Raw genomic sequence first — 21,971 nt, 5'->3', positions numbered from 1 at the left:
GCCCGCGGGTCTTCCGCGGGCAGGGGGCTCGAGTCGTCTCCGGGGTTGCCAGTGGGCCGGCCCTCAGGCCCGCTGACGGGTCTTGTCCAGGGGCGGGGGCTCCCCGCCCAGGTCCAGGAGGACGCCGTTGTAGTGGTCGGCGAAGTCGAGGCGGGTGATCTCCTCGTAGCGGAGCTTCGTCGTCGTACGGCGCCACTCGGCCGTGCTGTCGATCTCCTGGAGGCGCAGGGAGTTCTTGCCCAGTGAGGTCACCTTGCCGATGAGCGCGATGTCCGGGTCCAACTCCTCCTGGAACACGGTCACCAGGGGATACGCGGCCGCCACCCGCGCCACGAGTTCCCGCGTGCCGCCCAGGGCGAAGGGCCCGCCGGCGGGCGGCGGTGGTGGCCAGGTGCCGTGCTTCTTCGTCCAGCGGCGGTCCACGTCGCGCTTGCCGCGGGTGCGGACGTCGGTCAGGTCCCGGGTGCGGACCAGCGCGTAGCCGTCGGACATCGAGTCGGTGATCACCCGGAGCAGCGTCCAGTCCCGGCCGGAGGCCAGCGCGAAGCCCACCAGCGGCTCGCCCGGCACCAGGCCGTCCCGCTCCACCCGTACGACCAGGAACTCGTCCACGGCCCGCTGCAGCAGCCGTTGTCTCTTGCCCATCGGGTCAGCCTCGGCCGGGAGGGAGCATTCCGCATACGATTTGGGGACGTGCTCCGCCGCCGCCCCCCAGTCGCGTCCACCCGCCGTGTGGGGTGGCGGCGGCGGCGGCGACCGTGGACGGGGCCGCCACTGTCTCGTGTGCGGGTGCGGCGACAGGGGCGGCGAGTGCCGCGGCGATCGCGAGGATGGCGACGACGCGCAAGGTCCACTTCAGCACGGCAGGGCTCCGATCCCGGGGTGCGATGACATCAGCCCCGATCGTCGCCACGCGCCCGCTGCCGGGCATCCTCCGCAGGTCCCAACCGCCTCCGCCGCACGGGGGAGGCGGTCGCCCTCGAGTGCCCCCTGCCCGGTTCCTGCCCGGTTCCTGGCTGAACCCCTTCACCGTCTTGCCGCCGTGGGTGATCGTGATCTGCTTTCCGCAGATCGCGTCGCCTGAGCTCTACCCGCCCATGAGCTTGGGCGAGAGCGCTACGACGCACTCGTCGTCGTCCAACCCGTCGGGGGCTTTGACGCCCCCGCAGCTGCCGAGTCCGGTGCTGTGGGTGAGACCGTCGGAGCTGCCCTGACCGCCGGACCACAGGGCTGACTCGGCGGCAACGCCCGGTTCGTGGAACGCGGTTCCGGAGACGGGGGTTCGTCGCCGTGGGCAAGTCCCGCAGAGGTGGCCAGGGCCAGAGAAGCGGTCAGGGTGAGCGCGGCCGATCGGGAGAGTGTGCGTCGCGTGAGCCGTCCTTCCGTGTTCCGGCGCAGCCTCGTTCCGGCGGCGCTTGACCCTGTCCAAGAGCGGGCCGTCGCGTCCGGTGCCGTTCGACGGGGCCATATGGGTGGTAGCGCCACCCATCTCTCGTGGATATCCGCGTGCGACACTCCAGCCCAGGTCAAGGGGAGGAACAGGGCACGTGGAGCAAGCAGAAGCCGGAGCGCTGGTCGGGCGGGCGCAGGAGGCCTGGGACCGGGAGGAGTGGCTGCGGGCCGCCGAGTTGTACGAGCAGGTGCTCGCGCACTATCCGGACGAGGAGCCGAGCGCCTCGTGGTGGTACGACGCGGCCCTCGCGTACAAGTTCCTGCGCAACTGGTCCAAGGCCCACGAGCTGGGCCGCGAGGCCGCCGCCCGGGCACCGCGCGGCGCGGGCGACCCGGCGTACTGGAACCTGGGCATCGCCGCGACGATCCGGCGCGACTGGGCCACCGCCCGTGACGCCTGGCAGGGCTTCGGGATCGAAGTGCCGGGCGGCGAAGGGGAGATCGAGGGCGAGTTCGGGCCTGCCTGCGTGCGCCTGAACACCGGTGGCGAGCAGGAGGTCGTCTGGATCCAGCGGCTCTGCCCCACCCGCGGTCGCGTGATGAACGTGCCGGTGACGAAGGGCCGCCGCTTCGGCGAGATCGTCGTGCACGACGGCGTACCGAACGGCGAACGGACCTACAGCGGCGCCACCGTCTCCGTCTTCGACGAGCTGCTGCTCTTCGAGGCCTCCGAGCTGCCGACCCTGCACGTCACCGTGCACGCGCCGGCAGCGGAGGACGTGGACGCCCTCGTCGAGGCCTTCTTCGGCCAGGATTTCGGCGCGGAGCCGGCCAGCGGTTTCCAAGTGCTCTGCGGCTGCTGCAGCACCGGCTCCGTCGACTACACCGCGAAGGGGACCTCCGCGCACGCCGGCACCCAGAAGGTCTGGCTCGCCGCCCCCGAGGAGGAGGCGCGCAAGCTGCTCGACGCGTGGGCGGCCCAGGCGGGCGAACGGGCTTGGAGCGAGCTGGAGTTCGTCTCCTGACCCACCCGGCGCCGGGCGCGCGGACGGGACACGCGCGCGGAACAGGGGACGCGGGCGGGCAACAAGGGGGGCGGGCCCCTGGGGGGGGGGGCGCAGGGGGGGGGGGGGGCCGGCGGGGTGTTCCGATGGAACGGGGCCCTCATGTCGTACGAGAACGGCGTCAGCCGCCGCACTGGCAGGGCGCCCCCTGCTGGCAGCCGCAGCCACAGCCCGAACCGCAGCCGCAGGCGCCGAGAAGCGGCAGCCGGATGACTTCGACCGACTCCGTGGTGTCGGCGGGCTGTTGGGTCTCTGGCGTGGGGGACTCGGCCATACGAACCTCCTCAAGGCACAGTTGCCTACGTCCAGTTGATGCCCACTGGGCACGGCGCATCAACGGCGCACGGAGGTCCAATCGCGGTGACGCGCCCCAATCGCGGTGACGCGCCCCGATCCCCGGTTACGCGCCCCGGTCCCTGGTCACGCCCACCGATCCCCGGTTACGCGCCCTCGACCGGCTGAGCCGACGCCGACGCCGCGTTCTGCTGCAGCTCATCCGCGTGCTCACCCGTCACCAGGTACACCACACGCTTGGCGACGGATACCGCGTGGTCCGCGAAGCGCTCGTAGTAGCGGCCGAGCAGCGTCACATCGACGGCCGTCTCGATGCCGTGCTTCCAGCGCTCGTCGATCAGATGCTGGAAGAGCGTGCGGTGCAGCAGGTCCATCTCGTCGTCGTCCTGCTCCAGCTGCAGCGCCAGATCGACGTCCTTGGTGATGATGACCTCGGCCGACTTCGCCATGAGGCGCTGCGCGAGCTGACCCATCTCCAGGATCGTGGCGTGCAGGTCGTGCGGCACGGCACGCTCCGGGAAGCGCAGCCGGGCGAGCTTGGCCACATGCTGGGCCAGGTCGCCGGAGCGCTCCAGATCGGCGCTCATCCGCAGCGAGGTGACGACGATACGGAGATCCGTCGCGACCGGCTGCTGGCGGGCGAGCAGGGCTATCGCGCGCGCCTCCAGCTCGTGCTGCAGATCGTCGACCTTCTGGTCGGCGGCGATCACGCTCTCGGCGAGCTTCAGATCGGCATCCAGCATGGCCGTCGTCGCGCGCCCGATCGCCGATCCGACGAGCCGGGCCATTTCGACGAGGCCTTCGCCGATCGAATCGAGTTCCTCGTGGTACGCGTCCCGCATTGATCAGTCCCTCTCTGACAAACCTGCATACGTGCCGGGGGCTGGGCTCTCACCCCGGTCCGGGGGTCGGACCCGACAAGCTCCTGACCCCACGCTCCCACGGTCCCGGCCGAACGCGACCGGGACCGGCATGCGGTATGAACCGTCTCTGTCCTCAAGGTGAACTCTGAGCGCCGTCTCCACCACCGTCCGCACCCCGCACACCACCCCGTACCGGACGCATCACCGCAGCTCGGCCACCCAAATGAACCAATGGCCTACCGGCGGTGAACTCTCGGCGACGAGTGTTCGAGCAGACACCCTGACGACTGTGGCGGGCCCTGATCCCATGCCTAACCTGGAGGCATGGACGTGAACGCGGCGGTCGCCGCAGCGGCTGCGATCGCCGGAGTGTGCACCGGTGTCATCGCCATGCTGGCGTTCCGCTGGAGCGAGCGCGACCAGAAACGCCCCACCCGGACCTCCCTGCACACCGACCCGGTACTGCCGCCCGGCGTGGACACGGTGCTTTCCGTGCTCCGCTCCTCGGCGGTCGTCCTCGACGAGGGCGACGCCGTGGTCAAGGCGAGCTCCGCAGCGTACGCGCTCGGGCTCGTCCGCGGCGGGAAACTGGCCGTCGAACCCATGCTGCAGATGGCCCGCGACACCCGGCGCGACGGCGAGATACGCCAGGTCGAACTGGACCTGCCGCGCCGCGGCACCGGCCGCGGCGACGCCCTCGCGGTCTCCGCCCGGGTCGCCCCACTGGGCTCGCGCCTGGTGCTGCTGCTCGTCGAGGACCTCACCGAAGCCCGCCGTATCGAAGCCGTACGGCGCGACTTCGTCGCCAATGTGAGCCATGAGCTCAAGACCCCGGTCGGCGCCCTGAGCCTGCTCTCCGAAGCGGTCATGGACGCCTCAGACGACCCCGAGGCCGTGGAGCGCTTCGCCGGCCGGATGCAGATAGAGGCGACCCGCCTGACCAACCTGGTCCAGGAGCTCATCGACCTCTCCCGCGTGCAGAACGACGACCCGCTCGAGGACGCCGAGCCCGTACGCGTGGACGAACTGGTCGCCGAGGCCATCGACCGCTGCCGCCACCAGGCGGGCACCAAGCAGATCACCATGGCCGCGGGCGGCACCGCCGACCTGTACGTCTGGGGCAACCGCGGCCAGCTCGCCGCCGCCCTCGGCAACCTCGTCGAGAACGCGGTCAACTACAGCCCCGCCCGTACGCGGGTGGGGATAGCCGGACGCAAGGTGAACGCTCCCGGCGGCGATCTCGTCGAGGTCGCGGTCACCGACCAGGGCATCGGCATCTCAGACAAGGACAAGGACCGCGTCTTCGAGCGCTTCTACCGCGTCGACCCGGCCCGCTCACGGGCGACCGGAGGCACCGGCCTCGGCCTTGCCATCGTCAAACACGTTGCTGCCTCGCACGGCGGGGAAGTGACCGTATGGAGCTCCGAGGGACAGGGCTCCACCTTCACGCTCCGGCTTCCGGAGGCGGGCTCCGTCCGCGAACGGAAGCCGTACCGCGCGGGCGCCGCCGACCTGGACCGCCTCGAAGCGTCCACCGGCTCCCACGAGCTCCCCGCGCACCATGACTCACCGCACCACGACTCCCCGCACCACCCCGCGCACCACGACCGCTCCGCGAACCACCCCGACGCTCGCGCGACCCGCGAGCCCCTGCCTGCCCCGGAGGTCCTTCCGTGACCCGAGTGCTCGTCGTCGAGGATGAGGAATCCTTCAGCGACGCCCTGTCCTACATGCTCCGCAAGGAGGGCTTCGAGGTCGCCATCGCGGCCACGGGCCCCGACGGGCTCGACGAGTTCGAGCGCAACGGCGCCGACCTCGTCCTCCTCGACCTGATGCTCCCCGGCCTGCCCGGTACGGAGGTCTGCCGCCAGCTGCGCGGCCGCTCCAACGTCCCCGTGATCATGGTGACCGCCAAGGACAGCGAGATCGACAAGGTCGTCGGCCTGGAAATAGGAGCCGACGACTACGTCACCAAGCCTTTCTCCTCGCGCGAGCTGGTGGCCCGTATCCGCGCGGTCCTGCGCCGCCGCGGCGAGCCGGAGGAGGTCACACCGGCCGCCCTGGAGGCGGGTCCGGTCCGTATGGACGTGGACCGCCATGTGGTGACCGTCGGCGGCGACAAGGTCGACCTGCCGCTCAAGGAGTTCGACCTCCTGGAGATGCTCCTGCGCAACGCGGGCCGCGTCCTGACCCGTATGCAGCTCATCGACCGGGTCTGGGGCGCGGATTACGTCGGCGACACCAAAACCCTCGACGTCCACGTCAAGCGCCTGCGCGCCAAGATCGAACCGGACCCGGGGGCGCCCCGGTATCTGGTGACGGTGCGTGGCCTGGGCTACAAGTTCGAGCCGTAAACCGCAGTTCAGGGTGCCTCGAGTGAGCCGTTGCCGGACTCGACGGACGGAGTCCGGCGCAGCGCTTCGAAGCCCGCGCAGGGGTGCGAGGAGCGCATCAGAGGAGGGGCCCCTGGACGCCCACGTCAAGCGATACGGAGAACCGCGCACTCGCACCGGGGTGGTAGGTGAAAGGGGGCGCCCGCCTTGTCGGCGGGCCCCCCCTTTCGTTGCTGTACGCCGGTCAGTGGGTCGTGGCGCTCTCGGTCTCACCGGTCGCCGGCTCACCCGTCGCACCGTGGCCGCCCGCGCTCTCGGACGCGCCGTCGGTGGGCTCGCCGGTGGCGCCTTCGGTCGCGGACGCGCCGCCGGTGGGCGTGGCGGACTCGGAGGCGCCGCCGCCCGCCGGAGCCTCGGGGACCTCTTCCGGACCCCACTCGCTGAAGTAGCCGGTGGCCGGGACGACGAAGGTCTTCATCGTGACGTCGCCGGTCTCGCTCAGGGTGAAGGTCACCTTCTGCGCGTTGCCGTCCTTCACGGCCTCACGGCTGCTCGGGAGCATCGCGGTGGCGTTGTCCTTGCCGCCGATGACCAGCGAGCCGCCGGCCGGGACCGTCAGCGAGCCGCCCTTGGCCGGCTTGAGCTCGGCCTCCTTGGAGGTGCCGTCGATCTTGATGGACTCGAGGGTCTGGTCCGTCGTGCCGTTGTTGAAGATCGTCGCCGAGATCGCGGCGGGGCCGGTCGACTCGAGGTCGGGCTGGGTGATGACCACTGCGTTCTGGATCTTGACCTTGCCGTCGTCGACGGAGGTCGCGGCGTTGTCCGGGCGGACGCCGAGGGTCTGGGCGTCGTTGCCGGCACCGCACGCGGCCAGCGTGGCGATCGAGAACACGAGGGCGGTGGCGGCGAGGGCGCCGCGTCGAAGGCTGCGGCTCACGGCGGGCGCAACTCCTTGTAGCGAGGGGCGGGACGGACGATGGTGCCGGTACGGACGGCCGTAAAGCTGTCCTGAAAGTCTGTCAGCGCGCTTAGGTTACCGACCGGCTGTCGGACCGCCGCACCCGACCCGCCCCCTTGCCTGCGCAGGTCATCGGCGTCCGGGCGCGCGGGAGTTCGGCGACGAGATGTGGTCCGGATTTCACATATTCCCCACGTGTGCGGCGCCGCGAATTCTCCGGTAACGAATAGGGGCCGGCGAGAAGCCCCATGGAGGCCGCCGGTAATTGATCACGAGGGCCGTAACGGCGGCGGTATCGGCGCGGTATCGAGGGCGGTAAAGATCAATTCGGATTGCCATCGCATCGACTGTCACATCGGCCGTCGCATCACCCGCCACTTCACTCTCGTACGTCTCTCGACTCACCGAACGGAGTAGCGGAACCCGGCTGTCCGGACGTGCGCAAACCGGGACGTTCGACCTCTTGGGTGGCGCTCCGGGGCTCTGTAACGTATGCGTTTCGGCTTCCCTGAACAGCTGCTCCGACCTGCGAATACCTGCCTCCACAAAGGCTCCGCAGCACGTTCCTGTTGCTGTTGTCAAGCCCCGAGATATGCCCTGACCTGCGAAAACGCCATTCAGAACCCGCCGTTTCCGTGTTACCCTGGATAGCCACGGAAGGGGTACCTGTCACATGACGTTCAAGGTTGGCGACACCGTGGTCTATCCCCATCACGGGGCCGCGCTGATCGAGGCCATCGAAACTCGCCAGATCAAAGGCGTGGACAAGACCTACTTGGTGCTGAAGGTCGCCCAGGGCGACTTGACTGTTCGTGTGCCAGCGGACAATGCGGAGTTCGTCGGCGTGCGCGACGTTGTCGGTCAGGACGGACTCGACCGGGTCTTCGAGGTGCTGCGCGCACCGTATGCCGAAGAGCCCACCAACTGGTCCCGGCGTTACAAGGCGAATCTCGAGAAGCTTGCCTCGGGTGATGTCATCAAGGTCGCCGAGGTCGTACGTGACCTGTGGCGGCGTGAGCGTGAGCGTGGCCTCTCGGCCGGCGAGAAGCGCATGCTCGCGAAGGCGCGCCAGATCCTGGTGAGCGAGCTCGCGCTCGCTGAGAACACCAACGAGGACAAGGCCGAGGCCCTGCTCGACGAGGTCCTCGCGTCCTGACGCCATAGGTCGTAGGCGTGCTGCGACCTGCACAATGATGCCGCGGTGCCCGCTGGCCGGTCCCAGACCGAGCCGCCGGGCACTGCGGCATGCTTGTCGGCGTTTCGCAATCGCGCACTGCGCGCGACCGGGCGCCGACGAAATGCTCCCGCTGTTGATGTGTGCCGGGCCCGGGCACTGGCGCCCAGGTGCTCGACCGCGTGTCACGGAAGGGGTCGCGGTCAAGGCGTCGCGCCCGGCACGGTGTGGCCATACCCATGTCCCCCGAGGACACAAACCTGAACGCGGACCTGATGTCAGACGAAACGACTCAAGCTCCTCCGAGTGCGCCCGGCGCCGCCCGTACCGCCGCGGTCATCCCCGCGGCCGGCCGCGGAGTGCGTCTGGGACCCGGCGCCCCGAAGGCGCTGCGAACGCTCGGCGGTACGCCGATGCTCATCCACGCCGTACGCGCCATGGCCGCGTCCCGTGCCGTCTCCCTGGTTGTCGTCGTCGCCCCGCCGGACGGCGCCGCCGAGGTCAAGACGCTGCTCGACGCGCACACGCTGCCCGAGCGCACCGACTTCCTGGTCGTGCCCGGCGGCGAGAACCGCCAGGACTCCGTGAAGGCCGGTGTCGACGCGCTGCCGCCCGGCTACGGCACGGTGCTCGTGCACGACGCCGCCCGGCCGCTCGTACCGGTCGACACGGTCGACGCGGTGATCGAGGCGGTACGGGACGGTGCGGTCGCCGTCGTACCGGCGCTGCCGCTCGCCGACACGGTCAAGGAGGTCGAGCCGTGCGCCGACGGTCCCGAGCCGGTGCTGTCCACACCGGCCCGCGCCCGGCTGCGTGCGGTGCAGACCCCGCAGGGATTCGAGCGGGCCACGCTCGTACGGGCGCACGAGACCGTCACGGAGAACGTCACCGATGACGCGAGCATGGTCGAGCAGCTCGGGCTGCCGGTCGTGGTCGTGCCCGGGCACGAGGAGGCGTTCAAGGTGACGCGTCCGCTGGATCTGGTGCTTGCCGAGGCCGTGCTGGCGCGCAGGAGGAAGAACGATGGCTTCTGAGACTCCCCGTATCGACGAGACCCCCCGTTCCGTCGAGGCCTCCCGTATCGCCGGACTGCCGCTGGTCGGCATCGGCACGGACATCCACGCGTTCTCGGCGCAAGAGGGCCGTGAGCTGTGGGTCGGCGGGCTGCTGTGGGAGGACTCCGGGCCGGGGCTCGAGGGGCACTCCGACGCGGATGTCGTGGCGCACGCGGCGTGCAACGCGCTGTTCTCGGCGGCCGGGCTCGGTGACCTCGGTCAGCACTTCGGTACCGGGCGGCCCGAGTGGTCCGGTGCCTCGGGCGTCACGCTGTTGACGGAGGCGGCGCGGATCGTGCGCGCGGCGGGCTTCGAGATCGGGAACGTCGCCGTGCAGGTCGTCGGCCTCCGCCCGAAGATCGGCAAGCGCCGGGAGGAGTCCCAGAAGGTGCTGTCGGCCGCGGCGGGTGCCCCGGTGTCGCTGTCCGCCGCCACGTCGGACGGTCTCGGCTTCACCGGTCGCGGCGAGGGCCTGGCGGCGATCGCGACGGCCCTGGTGGTGCGGGTCTGATCTGCGGCGCGGTACCTGGATGCAGGCGGCAGGTTCGGGTAGTCGTTGCGGAGTCAACGAGTACCCGAACCGCACCGGAGGCCCCCGATGTCCGCCGAACTCTCCGCCGAGCTCAAGGCACTGCTCGACACCCCCGTGTTCATCACCGTCGCCACCATCCAGCCCGACGGCAGCCCCCAGGTGTCGCCGGTGTGGGTGAAGCGAGACCCCGAGAACGGGGACGCTCTCCTCTTCTCCACGACGCTCGGGCGGCAGAAGGAGAAGAACCTGCGCCGTGACCCGCGGCTCAGCGTCGTGGTGCAGCCCTTCGACGCCCCGTACAGCTACGCCGAGATCCGCGGCACCGCCGAGCTGACGGAAGAGGGCGGTCAGGAGCTGATCGACGAGCTGGCGCTGAAGTACGTCGGCAAGAAGTACGCCGAGTTCAACGCGAACGCCGCCCAGGACGCCCCCCGCGTGGTCGTCCGCGTCACGCCGCGCAAGGTCGTCGGCCGGATCTGAGCCGCTCCGTATCACAATGTTGTCCCGCGGCCCCGTAACGGTCGCGGGGCACTGCCCGGCGCCCACTACCCTTGATGTCGTGACTATTCGCCTGTACGACACCAGCGCCCGGCAGATCCGTGACTTCACCCCGCTCATGCCGGGCTGCGTCTCGATCTACCTGTGTGGCGCCACCGTGCAGGCGGCCCCGCACATCGGGCACATCCGGTCGGGGCTCAACTTCGACATCCTGCGCCGCTGGTTCACGTACCGCGGCTATGACGTGACCTTCATCCGCAATGTCACGGACATCGACGACAAGATCATCGCGAAGGCGGCCGAGCAGGGCCGCCCGTGGTGGTCGATCGGGTACGAGAACGAGCGCGCGTTCAACGACGGCTACCACGCGCTCGGTTGCCTGCCGCCCACGTACGAACCGCGGGCCACGGGCCACATCACCGAGATGGTCGAGATGATGCGCGGCCTGATCGAGCGCGGGCACGCGTACGAGGCGGACGGCAGCGTCTACTTCGACGTGCGGTCCTTCCCCGGCTACCTGGAGCTGTCCAACCAGGAGCTCGACAATCTGCTGCAGCCGGCCGAGGAAGGCATCACCGGCAAGCGCGACCCGCGTGACTTCGCCATGTGGAAGGCGGCCAAGCCGGGCGAGCCCGACTGGGAGTCCCCGTGGGGCCGCGGCCGGCCGGGCTGGCACCTGGAGTGCTCGGCGATGGCCCACAAGTACCTGGGTTCCGCGTTCGACATCCACGGCGGCGGGCTCGATCTGATCTTCCCGCACCACGAGAACGAGATCGCCCAGGCCAAGGCGTACGGCGATGACTTCGCGAACTTCTGGCTGCACAACGCCTGGGTGACCATGGCCGGCGAGAAGATGGCCAAGTCGCTGGGCAACTCGGTGCTCGTGTCCGAGATGGTCCAGCGCTGGCGGCCGATCGTGCTGCGCTACTACCTGGGCACCCCGCACTACCGCTCGATGATCGAGTACAGCGAGGAGGCCCTGCGCGAGGCCGAGTCCGCGTTCGCGCGGATCGAGGGCTTCGTGCAGCGCGTCGTGGAGAAGGCCGGGGGCCCTGTCGAGCCCGCGGCCGAGGTGCCGCTCGCGTTCGCCGAGGCCATGGACGACGACCTCGGTGTGCCGCAGGCGCTCGCCGTCGTGCACACCACGGTCCGCCAGGGCAACAGCGCCCTCGCCGCCGACGACAAGGAGGCCGCGGTCGCGCGCCTCGCCGAGGTGCGGGCCATGCTCGGTGTCCTCGGACTCGACCCGCTGGATGCGCACTGGGCCGGTGAGAGCGACCGCGGTGAGGACCTGCACGGCGTCGTGGACACCCTCGTACGCCTGGTGCTCCAGCAGCGCGAGTCGGCACGGGCCCGTAAGGACTGGCCCGCGGCGGACGCCATCCGCGATCAGCTCAACCAGTCGGGTCTCGTCATCGAGGACGGTTCCGACGGGCCGCGGTGGACGCTCGGTCCGCGCTGATCAAGCGCTAGATGTGCCGCCCGGTCCGCCGGGCGGCACACTTCATATACGTACTTCATGCTTTACGGACGCAGAAACAGGTAGGTCATGGCCGGGAACAGCCAGCGCAGGAACCGTCGCACCAGCAACAAGAAGGGTGCGACGGTCGGCAGCGGTGGCCAGCGGCGGCGCGGCCTCGAGGGCAAGGGCCCCACCCCGCCCGCGGAGATGCGCAAGAAGCACAAGAAGAACCGCATCGCCAACGCCAAGGCCAAGCAGGCCGCCCGCAAGCCCGTCGCCCGGCGCGGCGGCAAGGGGCAGTCGGAGATGGTCGTGGGGCGCAACCCGGTGTACGAGGCGCTGCGCGACGGAGTGCCCGCGACGATGCTGTACGTGCAGCAGTTCATCGACAACGACGAGCGGGTGCGTGACGCGCTCAACCTCGCGCAGCAGCGCGGCGGCATCCACCTCATGGAGGCGCCGAAGCCCGAGCTCGACCGGATGACCAACGGGCTCAACCACCAGGGCCTGGTGCTCCAGGTGCCGCCGTACGAGTACGCGCATCCCGAGGACCTGGCCGCCGCGGCCTTCGACGAGGGCGACGACCCGCTGATCGTCGCGCTCGACGGAGTCACGGACCCGCGCAACCTCGGTGCGGTCGTCCGCTCCGTCTCCGCGTTCGGCGGCCACGGTGTGGTCGTGCCCGAGCGCCGCGCGGCCGGCATGACGGCCGGCGCGTGGAAGACCTCGGCGGGTGCCGCGGCCCGTACGCCCGTGGCCCGTGCCACGAACCTGACGCGCGCCCTGGAGGGCTACCAGAAGGCGGGTCTGACGATCGTCGGTCTCGCCGCCGACGGTGAGCACAAGGTCGGTGACCTGGAGGCGCTCGCAGGACCGGTCGTGATCGTGGTCGGCAGCGAGGGCAAGGGCCTGTCCCGCCTGGTCGGCGAGACCTGTGACTACCTCGTGCGCATCCCGATGCCCGGTGGCGCGGAGTCCCTGAACGCCGGTGTGGCGGCGGGCGTCGTGCTGTACGAGGCGGCTCGGCGCAGGAGCTGACCTGCTGCCCCCTTCCCCTATCGCCGCACAACCGTGCTCGTGGTCGCCTCGGTGACCGCGAGCACGTCCACGACACGGTTCAGGCGGCGGCGCGCGCGGGGTGCGTCGGCCGGTGCGAGCACGATCTCGGCGGTGGCGCGGGCGTCCTCGGACACCCGGTAGGTCAGCTCGCTCACCGGGACCGAGCGCAGGGTCGTGACGACCCGGCCGAGGCCCTCGCGGGTGTGGCGGAGGGTCACGGTGAGGCGGGAGGCCGGGTCCTGCGGTGACAGTTCCTCTGACGTCATGGCGGGTGCTTCCTCGTATCGGGGTGGCTGGGAAAGCAGGTCGGGCTGGGAAAGCAGCCGGGGTGGGAAAGTAAAAAGACCCCTCGCGGGATGCGAGAGGTCTGCGTGCGGCGGCGGGGCGGTCGGAGGGGTCGCCTCCGGATCACCTCGGTGCCGGCACGCTGCAGCTGATAATGAGCTGACGCGGCATGGCGCGGATCCGGGCATGTACCCCCCGCCGGGCCAGTGTCATCCCCCGCTGGGGACGGCGGACTGGGGGGCGGGGGGCTTGTGTGTGAGCCCCGCCCCCTCGTTCGTCGCCGGCGACCAATACCCCTGTCTCTCCTTGGTGCGGACGACGAAGATCCGGCCGCGTCTCCTGCTTTACCTTCCGGGCAGCACGGTTCGCAGCCTCGGAGGTGGGGATCCGCATGACCACGTGGTCCGGCAGGGGAGAACCCCTCATGACACGACGCCTGGGCATCGACGACCTGTACGCCATCGCGCTCCCGGAGCAGCCCGCGCTCTCCCCGGACGGCACCCGTGTGGTGTACGTCCTGCGCGTGGCGGACCGTGAACACGACCGGGATCACCGGGAGTTGTGGACGGTGCCGGCCGGCACCGGTCCGGCGCGGCGGCTGACCCGCGGTCCGGCGGACACCGCGCCCGCCTGGTCGCCGGACGGCCGGTGGCTTGCGTTCCTGCGCGGCGGGGACGGGCCGGGCCAGGTGTGGCTGCTTCCGGCCGGCGGCGGGGAGCCCGAGCCGGTGACGGGACTGCCGCTGGGCGCGGGGGCGCCGGTGTGGAGCCCGGACGGGCGCGCGCTCGCGTTCACGGCTCCGGTGGGGCCCTCGCCCGACGCGGCACCCGTCGTCACGGACCGGCTCGGCTACAAGGCGGACGGGCAGGGCCTGTTGGGGGCGGTACGCGACCAGCTGCACGTCCTCGATCTCGGCACCCGCACCGTACGGCAGCTCACCCACGGCGCATGGGACGTGAGAGCTCCCGCCTGGTCGCCGGACTCGCGTCGGCTCGCCTTCACCTCCGCGTACGGCGACGACGCGGATCTGACACTGCGCAGTGCGGCGTACGTGGTGGAGGCCGAGGGTCCGGGCGCCGCACCGCGTCCCGTCGGCAGCGGCGAGGGGCAGGCGCACACCGTCACCTGGACCGCCGACGGGAGTGCCCTGCTGGTCGTCGGCCGCGGGGACACCCGGATCGGGCACGCGGGCCTGCTGCGGGTCCCGCTCGACGGCGGCCCGGCGGACGACCTCACCGTCGCCCTGGACCGCAACGTGATGCCCGGCGGGCCCGGCTATCCGGGTGCGGTGCCCCAAGTCACGGGTGACAGCGTCCTGTTCTGCGTACGCGACCGGGGGTGCACCCACCTGTACGACCTCGACGCGCGCGGGGATGCGCGGCCGCTCGTGGCGGGCGCGGGGCAGGTGGTCTCCGGGCTCTCGGCCGCCGGGTCCACCGCCGCGCTCGTCCTCGCGACACCCGACTCGTACGGCGAGATCGCCACGGTCGACCTGACGACCGGACGCACCGGGGTCCTCACCACGCACGGCGAGAGCCTCGCGGACGTGGAGCTCTTCGCGCCCGAGGAACGGGAGTTCACGGTCTCGGACGGCACCACCGTGCACGGTTGGCTGCTGCGCGATCCGGCCCGCACCGGACCCGGACCGCTGCTGCTCGACATCCACGGCGGTCCGCACAACGCGTGGAACGCCGCCGCCGACCCCATCCACCTCTACCACCAGGAACTCGTCGCGCGCGGCTGGTCGGTGCTGCTGCTCAACCCGCGGGGCAGCGACGGCTACGGCGAGGCGTTCTTCACCGCCGCCGTCGGCGCCTGGGGGAGGGCCGACGCCCAGGACCTCATCGAACCGCTCGACGTGCTGGTCGCCGAGCACATCGCCGACCCGCGCCGGCTCGCGGTCGCCGGCTACAGCTACGGCGGCTATCTGACCTGCTACCTGACCGGCCGCGACGACCGGTTCGCCGCCGCCGTCGCCGGCGGGGTGGTCAGCGATCTGACCAGCATGTGCGGCACCAGCGACGAGGCCCGTGCGCTGGGGGTCGCCGAACTGGGCGGACCGCCGTGGCAGCACCGTACGCACTACGCCGGACTCTCCCCGTACGAGAGGGTGGAGCACGTCCGCACCCCCACCCTCGTCGTACACGGCGCCGCCGACGAGCTCTGCCCGGCCGGGCAGGCCGAGCAGTGGTTCACCGCGCTGCGTGAACGGGGCGTGCCCACAAGGCTCGTGCTCTACCCCGGCGGCTCGCACCTGTTTCTCCTGGACGGACCTCCCTCGCACCGCACCGACCTGGGCCGCCGCATCGTGGACTGGGTGGAGGAGCACGCCGCCGGGCGGCGCCCGCCCCTGGACACCGCGCACTGGCAGCGCAGGCTCGACGAACTGGCCGCCCGCCACCGGGTACCGGGCGCGGTCCTCGGTATCGCGCGCGGCGGCCGACTCGCCCTCGCCGCCCACGGCGTGCTCAACAAGGACACCGGAGTCGAGACCACCGAGGACTCGCTCTTCCAGATCGGCTCGATCACCAAGGTGTGGACCGCCACCTTGGTGATGCAGCTCGCGGACGAGGGGCTCGTCGACCTCGACGCGCCCCTCGTCGACGTACTCCCGGAGCTCCGGCTCCGCGATCCGCAGGTCACGCAGAAGGTGACGATGCGGCACCTGCTCACCCACACCAGCGGCATCGACGGCGATGTGTTCACCGACACCGGGCGCGGCGACGACTGCCTGGAGCGGTACGCGGACCGGCTCGAGGAGGCGGCGCAGAACCATCCGCTCGGCGCGACCTTCTCGTACTGCAACTCCGGATATGTACTCGCGGGCCGTGTCATCGAGAAGCTCACCGGCATGAGCTGGGACCAGGCCCTGCGCGAGCGGCTGTGCGCCCCGCTGGGTCTGGAGCGTACGGTCACGCTGCCCGAGGAGGCGCTGCGCTTCCGTGCCGCGATGGGGCATGACGCGGGCGGTGGCGGGGAGCCTCGTACGGTGCCGGTCTGGGGCCTCGCCCGTTCCGCGGGACCCGCCGGTCTGATCACCGCAACCGCCGCCGATGTCCTGGCCTTCGCCCGGATGCACCTGGCCGGTGGTTCTGCTCCCGACGGCACACGGGTGCTGTCCGAGGGCGCCGCGCACACGATGACCCAGGAGCAGGTGAGGCTGCCGGACGCGCACACCCTCGGCGACTCCTGGGGGCTCGGCTGGATCCGCTTCGGCTGGGACGGCCACCGGCTGATCGGCCACGACGGCAACACCCTCGGCCAGTCGGCGTTCCTGCGGGTGCTGCCGGAGCAGGACCTCGCGGTCACGCTGCTCACCAACGGCGGGGGCGCGCACGACCTTTATCCGGAGCTGTTCCGGGAGATCTTCGCCGAGCTGGCGGGCGTCGCGATGCCGCGTCCGCTCGAGCCCGCGCCCGTACCACCGGAGGTGGACCTGAGCCCGCACACCGGCTGTTACGAGCGGGCGGGTGCGCGCATCGAGATCCTTGACGACAAGGAGGGGCCCCGGCTGCGGATGACGGTGACCGGGCCGCTCGCCGCCCTCGTGCCCGAACCGGTCGAGGAGTTCGACCTGGTGCCGGTCACGGACAAGATGTTCCTGATCCGGCGCCCGGGCTCCGCCGCCTGGACACCGGTGACCTTCTACACCCTGCCGACCGGCGAGCGCTATGTGCACTTCGGCGTCCGCGCGACCCCGAAGGTGTCCTGACGTGGAACTGCTGCACGACAACCCCGCACCGGCCGACCGTTTCCGGGCCGCGCTGCCCGCCATGCTCGCCGATATCGAGCACTTGGTGACCTGCGAGTCCCCGTCGACCGATCTCGCGGCGGTGGCGCGCTCCGCCGCCGAGGTGGCCGTCATGGGGGCGGCCCACCTCGGCCAGGAGCCCGAGCGGATCGTCCTGGACGGCCGCACCCACCTGCGCTGGCGCCTCGGTGACGGTCCACGACGGGTGCTGATCCTGGGCCATCACGACACGGTCTGGCCCCAAGGCACCCTCGCCCGGCTCCCGTTCGGGGTGCGGGACGGGGTGCTGCGCGGGCCCGGCTGCTTCGACATGAAGACGGGCCTGGTGATGGCCTTCCACGCGCTGGCCGCACTCGGCGCCCCTGACGGGGTGACCCTCCTGGTCACCGGCGACGAGGAACTCGGCTCACCGTCGTCCAGGGAACTCATCGAGTCCGAGGCGGCGGGCTGCGCCGCGGCGTTCGTCCTCGAAGCGTCCGCGGACGGCGGGGCGTTGAAGACCGAACGAAAAGGCGTCTCGCGATACGAGGTGGTGTTGCGCGGGAAGGCGGCGCACGCCGGACTCGAACCCGAGCGCGGGGTGAACGCCGCCGTGGAGACCGCGCACCAGATCCTCGCGGTCGCCGCCCTGGGCGATCCCGCCGCCGGCACCACCGTGACCCCGACCCTGCTGGCCGCCGGCACCAGCACCAACACCGTGCCCGCGGAGGGCAGGTTCGCCGTCGACGTCCGCGTACGGAACGCGGCGGAACAGGAGCGGGTCGACCTGGCGCTCAAGGCGCTCGGCCCGCGGCTCCCCGGGGCGGCGATCGAGGTGACGGGCGGCCCCAACCGGCCGCCCCTGGACGCCTCCGCATCGGCCGCGCTCCACCGCCGCGCGGTGCTCCTCGCCGACCGGCTCGGGATCGACGCACCCGGCTCGGCCGCGGTGGGCGGCGCCTCCGACGGCAACTTCACCGCCGGCGCCGGCGTGCCCACCCTCGACGGGCTCGGCGCGGTGGGCGCAGGTGCGCACGCCGACGACGAGCATGTGGTCGTGGGCGAACTCCCCGGTCGTACGGCCTTGTTGACCGCACTCGTGGCCGACGTGCTCACGGGGCAGAACCAATGGGCGGCGAACGGCGGGAGCGGCCGATGAACGAGACCCCCCTGGCCGCGCCCGTACAGCGGACCGGCCTGTACTCCGACGCACAGGCCGCGGCCGACAGCGCGGCGCACGCGGCCGGCTGCCGGGTACGGCCGATCAGCGCGCTGCCCGAACTGGCCGCCGCCTGCGCCCTCTTCGAGGGCATCTGGAAGCCCGGCGGCGAGAACGGTCTGGTGACGCCCGAGCTGCTGCGCGCGATGGACAAGGCCGGCAGCTACGTCGCGGGCGCCTTCGACGACGAACACCTGGTGGGCGCCTGCATCGGCTTCTTCGGGCCGCCGCCCGACGGCATGCTGCACAGCCATATCGCGGGCGTCTCGGCCCGGATGCGCGGCCGCAGCGTCGGCTTCGCCCTCAAGACGCACCAGCGCGCCTGGACGCTGCGGCGCGGGGCCACCCAGGTCTCCTGGACCTTCGACCCGCTGGTGCGCCGCAACGCCTACTTCAACCTCGGCAAACTGGCCGCACGGCCCACGCAGTACCTGCCCGACTTCTACGGGCGGATGGACGACGGCATCAACGGCGCCGACGACACCGACCGGCTCCTGGTCACCTGGCGGCTCACCGCCCCCGAGGTGGCCGCGGCCTGCCACGGCCACCGCCCCGGCGGCACCGCGGACCGCCCCGGTGACCCACCGGCCGAACCGGCCGCCGTCGCCTTGGGCGTCACACCCTCCGGCCGGCCCCGCGCCCAAGCCGTCACCGCACCACGCGCACGGGTCGCCGTGCCCGAGGACATCGAGGCCCTGCGCCGCGCCGATCCGGCGGCAGCCGCGTCCTGGCGTGCGGCCGTACGCGACGTCCTCGGCGGACTGCTCGCCGACGGCTGGCAGGTGACGGGCTTCGAACGGTCCGGCTGGTATCTCCTCGTACGAAAGGACGCACCGTGAAGCTCACCGGGGTCGAACTCCGCGAGATCAGGCTGCCGTTGGTGGCGCCCTTCCGCACCTCCTTCGGCACGCTCACCGAGCGCTCGGCCCTGCTTCTGCGGGCCGTGGGCACCGAGGCCGAAGGGTGGGGCGAGTGCGTGGCGATGGAGGGGCCGCTCTACTCGTCGGAGTACGTGGCGGGCTGCGCCGACGTACTGCGCCGCTTCCTGATCCCGGCGCTCGCGGGCCGCGCCCGGCTCGACGCGGCGGCCGTGGCCCCCGCGCTCGCCCCCTACCTCGGCCACCGGATGGCGAAGGCCGCCCTGGAGACGGCCGTCCTGGACGCCGATCTGCGCACCCAAGGGGTGTCCCTGGCGCGGGAGTTGGGAGCCGTGCACGACCGCGTGCCCTGCGGGGTGTCCGTCGGCATCATGGACTCCGTACCGCAGCTGCTCGAAGCCGTCGCCGGCTACCTCGACGCCGGATACGTACGGATCAAGCTGAAGATCGAGCCGGGCTGGGACATCGAGCCCGTACGGGCGGTGCGCGAGCACTTCGGCGACGAACTGCTGCTCCAGGCCGACGCCAACACCGCCTACACGCTCGCCGACGCCCGGCACTTGGCGCGCCTGGACCCGTACGGACTGCTCCTGATCGAGCAGCCCCTCGACGAGGAGGACCTGCTCGGTCATGCCGCACTCGCGAAGGCCATCACCACCCCCGTCTGCCTGGACGAGTCCATCACCTCGGCCCGCGCCGCCGCCGCGGCGATCACCCTGGGCGCCTGCTCCATCGTGAACATCAAGCCCGGACGGGTCGGCGGCTACCTCGAAGCGCGCCGGATCCACGACGTGTGCAGCGCGCACGGGGTGCCCGTGTGGTGCGGCGGGATGCTGGAGACCGGGCTCGGACGCGCGGCCAACGTCGCGCTCGCCGCGCTGCCCGGCTTCACGCTGCCGGGCGACACCTCGGCCTCCGACCGCTACTACCGCACCGACATCACCGAGCCCTTCGTCCTGGACGACGGACATCTGCCGGTCCCCACCGGGCCGGGCCTCGGGGTGGTCCCGGTCCCCGAGGCCTTGGAGGAAGTGACGGTGGGCACCGAGTGGATCTCTCTGTGACAGCCCCTTGTCGACCCGGGGGGCGGCGGCCCACAATCCGGTCCATGAATCCGGTCCATACGGGCGCGACACCGCCATGACCAGGGGCTCCGACGCCGGACCGCGTCCGCGAGCCGGCCTCGGGCGCGTCCTCGAGGACCTCGGCACCACCCTCCTCGACCTTGTCTGCGGCGACCCGGCCGGCGCCGGCGCGATCGGCGGGGTGGTCATCCACGACCCGCTGGACGAACCGGTGCTGCCCCGGCGTGCGCTGGTGCTCGGCATCGGCGTGCGGACGGCCGGCGGCACCGGACGGCTGCTCACCCGGCGGGTCCGGGGCCCCCCGGGCCGGGGGGGGCGGGGCCCCCCCGCCCTGGTCGCCCGCGCGCCCGCCTGCGCCGACCCGGCCGTGACCGCGGCCGCCGCACGGGCGGGCGTGGCGCTGCTCGCCCTCACCCGGGGCGCATCCTGGGCCCAACTGGCCGCCATGCTGCGCTCGCTGCTCGCCGAGGACGACGTCGGCGACGTGGGACCGCAGACCCTGGGCGGCATCCCCTCGGGCGATCTGTTCGCCGTGGCCAACGCGGTCGCGGCGCTCCTCGACGCCCCCGTCACCATCGAGGACCGCAGCTCACGCGTCCTGGCGTTCTCCGGGCGGCAGGACGAGGCCGACCCCTCCCGCGTGGAGACGGTCCTGGGCCGCCAAGTGCCCGAGCGCTTCACCCGGTTCCTCGAGGACCAAGGCGTCTTCCGAGCGCTCTACCGCGGCGACCAGCCGGTGCAGGTGGAGCCCCCGGCGACCGAGGAATTCCACATCCCGCGCGTCGCCATCGCCGTACGGGCCGGGGACGAACTCCTCGGGTCCATCTGGGCCGCCGTGCGCACCCCGCTCAACGCCCAGCGCACCCAGGCCCTGCACGACGCGGCCAAACTCGTGGCCCTGCACCTGCTGCGGCAGCGGGCGGGCGCCGATGTGGAGCGGCGGCTGCGCGCCGACCTGGTCGCCACCGTGCTCGAAGGCGGACCGCGTGCCACCGAGGCCCTGGCCCGGCTCGGTCTCGCCGACCACGGCGGTGTCGTGCTCGCCCTGACCGCACCGGACCCGCCCGAGGCGTCCGGCTCCACCGCCGTGCACGCACGGCACGCGGCCGAACGGCAGCGTCTGGCCGACGCGTTCGCGATGCACCTGAGCGCGGTGCACCCGCGGGCCGCCACCGGGCTCATCGGCGATGTGGCGTACGGGATCCTGCCGGTGGCCGGTGACGCCGAGGAGCGCGCGGTACGCGTCGGCTCCGACTTCCTCAGCCGCGTCGGCGACCGCCTTCGCCCGCTGATCGGCATCGGGGCCTGCGCCGAGGACGGCGGCGCTCTGGCGCGCTCCCGCGAAGGCGCCGACCGCGCGCTGCGCGTCCTGCGCACCGGCGGCGGACCGCGCCGGCTGGCCCGGATCGCTGATGTGCACATCGAGGCACTGCTGCTCGACCTCGCCGACCTCGCCGCCGAACGCGGCGACCGGGCCGAAGGACCGCTCGCCCGCCTGCTCGCGTACGACCGCGGCCATGACGCCCACCTGGTCGACACGCTGCGGGCCTGGCTCAACGCGTTCGGCGACATACCGGCGGCAGCGGCGGCCATGTATGTCCACCAGAACACCTTCCGCTACCGGCTGCGGCGCGTCGCCGAGGTGGCCCGGGCCGACCTGACCGACCCCGAGTCACGCTTCGCGCTGATGCTCCAACTGCGCCTGCTCCAAGGGCCCGGCACGGCGGCCGGCTGAGAAGGCGACGTGGGTCCGTGCCCCGCGCAGGTAAAGATCTTGACCGGTCACGGACAGATCTTCGGGGTCAAGGCAGTGTCCTAAGGTGACGTCACTCGGTTAGATGAGTGTGGACACCAGAACACCCGGTACGGGATTCGACGACGCTCCCGCGCTGAGCATGGTGAAGGTCCCGTGCGACCCGGCGCAGGTCATCGTCAATCACGCAAGCTTCCGTGTGCAGCTCCCTGGCGCGAAACTGCCCCGGTCCCCGCGCATCGCCGCCGGCACCTCCGTCGCCGGCCTCATCCCCGCGGCCCGGCGGGCGCCCGGCGCCCCGCGCGCGGCGGGGCGCGCGGGGGGGGGGGGGGGGGGG

At 71.8% G+C, this 21,971-nt stretch carries 19 protein-coding genes and 1 pseudogene; 15 read left to right on the top strand and 5 right to left on the bottom strand.

What is annotated here, in order from left to right; genetic code table 11:
- Positions 1–63 precede the first annotated feature (63 nt).
- Entirely contained in the window at positions 64–645 is a 582-nt protein-coding gene (locus JAO81_RS23540; protein ID WP_199549907.1) for a hypothetical protein, read from the bottom strand.
- A 902-nt stretch (positions 646–1,547) separates the two neighbouring features.
- Here JAO81_RS23540 and JAO81_RS23535 point away from each other — a divergent pair.
- Positions 1,548–2,417, top strand: coding sequence for a tetratricopeptide repeat protein (locus JAO81_RS23535; RefSeq protein ID WP_199549906.1), 870 nt, complete (start codon positions 1,548–1,550; stop codon positions 2,415–2,417).
- 160 nt (positions 2,418–2,577) lie between these two features.
- On the opposite strand, the gene JAO81_RS23530 is transcribed toward JAO81_RS23535, so the two are convergent.
- Together JAO81_RS23530 and phoU are read right to left on the bottom strand one after the other, a co-directional pair.
- Positions 2,578–2,730, bottom strand: a complete 153-nt coding sequence (locus tag JAO81_RS23530; protein WP_199549905.1) for a hypothetical protein — start codon at positions 2,728–2,730, stop codon at positions 2,578–2,580.
- 166 nt (positions 2,731–2,896) lie between these two features.
- Entirely contained in the window at positions 2,897–3,592 is a 696-nt protein-coding gene (phoU, locus tag JAO81_RS23525) for a phosphate signaling complex protein PhoU (RefSeq protein WP_199549904.1), read from the bottom strand.
- 345 nt (positions 3,593–3,937) lie between these two features.
- On the opposite strand from phoU, the gene JAO81_RS23520 reads away from it, so the two are divergent.
- Positions 3,938–5,290 carry a cell wall metabolism sensor histidine kinase WalK gene (locus JAO81_RS23520; RefSeq protein ID WP_199549903.1) on the top strand — a complete coding sequence of 451 codons (1,353 nt, stop codon included), beginning with the start codon at positions 3,938–3,940 and terminating at the stop codon, positions 5,288–5,290.
- Complete coding sequence (locus JAO81_RS23515; protein ID WP_093616253.1) at positions 5,287–5,967, top strand: response regulator transcription factor; 681 nt, start codon at positions 5,287–5,289, stop codon at positions 5,965–5,967. The genes JAO81_RS23520 and JAO81_RS23515 overlap by 4 nt, the downstream gene beginning before the upstream one ends.
- Before the next feature lie 223 nt (positions 5,968–6,190).
- Here the strand turns inward: JAO81_RS23515 and JAO81_RS23510 are convergent, their stop codons facing one another.
- Positions 6,191–6,883 carry a DUF461 domain-containing protein gene (locus JAO81_RS23510; RefSeq protein WP_199549902.1) on the bottom strand — a complete coding sequence of 231 codons (693 nt, stop codon included), beginning with the start codon at positions 6,881–6,883 and terminating at the stop codon, positions 6,191–6,193.
- Positions 6,884–7,577: 694 nt separating this feature from the next.
- On the opposite strand from JAO81_RS23510, the gene JAO81_RS23505 reads away from it, so the two are divergent.
- The 6 genes from JAO81_RS23505 to rlmB all read left to right on the top strand — a co-directional run bounded on the left by JAO81_RS23505 (position 7,578) and on the right by rlmB (position 12,663).
- Positions 7,578–8,060, top strand: coding sequence for a CarD family transcriptional regulator (locus JAO81_RS23505; RefSeq protein ID WP_003953493.1), 483 nt, complete (start codon positions 7,578–7,580; stop codon positions 8,058–8,060).
- 293 nt (positions 8,061–8,353) lie between these two features.
- Complete coding sequence (gene ispD / locus JAO81_RS23500) at positions 8,354–9,112, top strand: 2-C-methyl-D-erythritol 4-phosphate cytidylyltransferase (protein WP_199549901.1); 759 nt, start codon at positions 8,354–8,356, stop codon at positions 9,110–9,112.
- Positions 9,102–9,644, top strand: coding sequence for a 2-C-methyl-D-erythritol 2,4-cyclodiphosphate synthase (gene ispF, locus JAO81_RS23495; RefSeq protein WP_199549900.1), 543 nt, complete (start codon positions 9,102–9,104; stop codon positions 9,642–9,644). Before ispD ends, ispF begins: the two co-directional genes overlap by 11 nt.
- An 87-nt stretch (positions 9,645–9,731) precedes the next feature.
- A complete protein-coding gene (locus tag JAO81_RS23490) occupies positions 9,732–10,145 on the top strand; it encodes a PPOX class F420-dependent oxidoreductase (protein ID WP_199549899.1) in 414 nt (137 codons plus the stop codon).
- 79 nt (positions 10,146–10,224) lie between these two features.
- Positions 10,225–11,625, top strand: coding sequence for a cysteine--tRNA ligase (gene cysS / locus JAO81_RS23485; RefSeq protein ID WP_199549898.1), 1,401 nt, complete (start codon positions 10,225–10,227; stop codon positions 11,623–11,625).
- Positions 11,626–11,712: 87 nt separating this feature from the next.
- Positions 11,713–12,663 carry a 23S rRNA (guanosine(2251)-2'-O)-methyltransferase RlmB gene (gene rlmB, locus JAO81_RS23480; RefSeq protein WP_199549897.1) on the top strand — a complete coding sequence of 317 codons (951 nt, stop codon included), beginning with the start codon at positions 11,713–11,715 and terminating at the stop codon, positions 12,661–12,663.
- Between the two features lie 17 nt (positions 12,664–12,680).
- Here the strand turns inward: rlmB and JAO81_RS23475 are convergent, their stop codons facing one another.
- Positions 12,681–12,950, bottom strand: coding sequence for a hypothetical protein (locus tag JAO81_RS23475; RefSeq protein WP_199549896.1), 270 nt, complete (start codon positions 12,948–12,950; stop codon positions 12,681–12,683).
- 443 nt (positions 12,951–13,393) lie between these two features.
- On the opposite strand from JAO81_RS23475, the gene JAO81_RS23470 reads away from it, so the two are divergent.
- From JAO81_RS23470 to JAO81_RS42690, 6 genes and pseudogenes are all read left to right on the top strand, one after another.
- Positions 13,394–16,681, top strand: coding sequence for a serine hydrolase (locus tag JAO81_RS23470; protein ID WP_199549895.1), 3,288 nt, complete (start codon positions 13,394–13,396; stop codon positions 16,679–16,681).
- Positions 16,682–16,742: 61 nt separating this feature from the next.
- Positions 16,743–17,858 (top strand): M20 family metallopeptidase, encoded by a 1,116-nt coding sequence (locus tag JAO81_RS23465; RefSeq protein ID WP_199549946.1) that lies wholly within the window; start codon positions 16,743–16,745, stop codon positions 17,856–17,858.
- Positions 17,855–18,757, top strand: coding sequence for a GNAT family N-acetyltransferase (locus tag JAO81_RS23460; protein ID WP_199549894.1), 903 nt, complete (start codon positions 17,855–17,857; stop codon positions 18,755–18,757). The genes JAO81_RS23465 and JAO81_RS23460 overlap by 4 nt, the downstream gene beginning before the upstream one ends.
- Positions 18,754–19,860 carry an o-succinylbenzoate synthase gene (menC, locus tag JAO81_RS23455; RefSeq protein ID WP_199549893.1) on the top strand — a complete coding sequence of 369 codons (1,107 nt, stop codon included), beginning with the start codon at positions 18,754–18,756 and terminating at the stop codon, positions 19,858–19,860. Before JAO81_RS23460 ends, menC begins: the two co-directional genes overlap by 4 nt.
- A gap of 76 nt (positions 19,861–19,936) precedes the next feature.
- Positions 19,937–21,616 (top strand): CdaR family transcriptional regulator, encoded by a 1,680-nt coding sequence (locus JAO81_RS23450; protein WP_199549892.1) that lies wholly within the window; start codon positions 19,937–19,939, stop codon positions 21,614–21,616.
- Positions 21,617–21,719: 103 nt separating this feature from the next.
- Positions 21,720–21,971 (top strand): annotated as a pseudogene (locus JAO81_RS42690) (hypothetical protein); the annotation flags it as partial.

The sequence above is a fragment of the Streptomyces sp. N35 genome, assembly GCF_016464295.1.
Lineage (GTDB): Bacteria > Actinomycetota > Actinomycetes > Streptomycetales > Streptomycetaceae > Streptomyces.
This window is presented reverse-complemented; position numbering and strand designations above follow the sequence as displayed.